General features: G+C 41.2%; 1 protein-coding gene. It reads left to right on the forward strand.

Features of this window, described 5'->3' with window-relative positions; genetic code table 11:
* Positions 1-102 precede the first annotated feature (102 nt).
* Positions 103-1,062: IS1182 family transposase (locus tag NXS00_RS26855; RefSeq protein WP_258102389.1), on the forward strand; the 960-nt coding region annotated here is incomplete at its 3' end.

A 1,062-nucleotide genomic window follows, 5' to 3' on the forward strand; every position in this document is an offset into this window, starting at 1 on the left:
AAAAAAGAGGCTGTCTCAAAAGGGCAGTCTCTTTTTTATAAAAAGAAAGCCGAGCACAATTAAGTTCTCGGCTTTTTTGTGACTAAGAATTAACTTAGTCTTGTGCGTAATTCAAATCTAGTCTTTAAAGATTACAATCCCAGTCAAGTGATGCTACTTCCTCCATCTCTGGAGGAGTTGATAGAGGAAAATCATCCTGTACGGGTGGTTAATGCTGTAATCGATCAAATCAGTGTAGAACCTTTATTGAAGCAGTATAAGCCTGGAGGAACTTCGGTATACCATCCCAGGATGTTACTAAAAGTGCTCGTTTATGGATATCTGACCAACGTTTATTCGTCTAGGAAACTGGAAGCTGCTTTAAAAGAGAATATCCATATGATGTGGCTTGCAGCCATGAATCGTCCAGATCATAATACAATTGCCCGATTCAGAAGTGAGCGACTTAAAGATGCCTTGAGGCAAGTATTCGGTCAGGTTGTAGAACTGCTTGTCGAAGAGGGACTGGTGAGTATCAAAAACATCTACACTGATGGTACTAAGATAGAAGCCAACGCTAATAAGTACACTTTTGTCTGGGGACGAGCTATTCAAACAAGCAAAGAACGCATAGCTAAACAGCTAGATGAGCTTTGGGATTACACACAGAAGCTGGCAGAAGAGGAGTTGTCCAGTGAAGAAAAGCCTGATTTTAAGGAGATAAACAAGGAAAAAGTCAGTCAGACTATAGAGAGGATAGACAAAGCACTGGAAGACAAGCCTGTCAGTAAGAAAGTCAAACAAAAGCTCAACTATGCTAAAAAGAACTGGACAGCTAAGCTAGAAGAGTATGCTGAAAAGGAAGCCATCATGGGTAAAAACAGGAATAGCTACTCTAAAACAGACCCTGGAGCCACTTTCATGAGAATGAAAGAGGATCACATGCTCAATGGTCCGCTCAAACCAGGCTATAACCTCCAGATCAGCACCTCAGATCAGTTCATTGTCAACTACAGTATTCACCAAAACCCTACAGACACACTCACTCTCAAACCACACCTTCAGCAGTATCAAGACCTTTAC

Source organism: Marinoscillum pacificum, assembly GCF_024714495.1.
In the GTDB taxonomy this organism is placed as follows: domain Bacteria; phylum Bacteroidota; class Bacteroidia; order Cytophagales; family Cyclobacteriaceae; genus Marinoscillum; species Marinoscillum pacificum.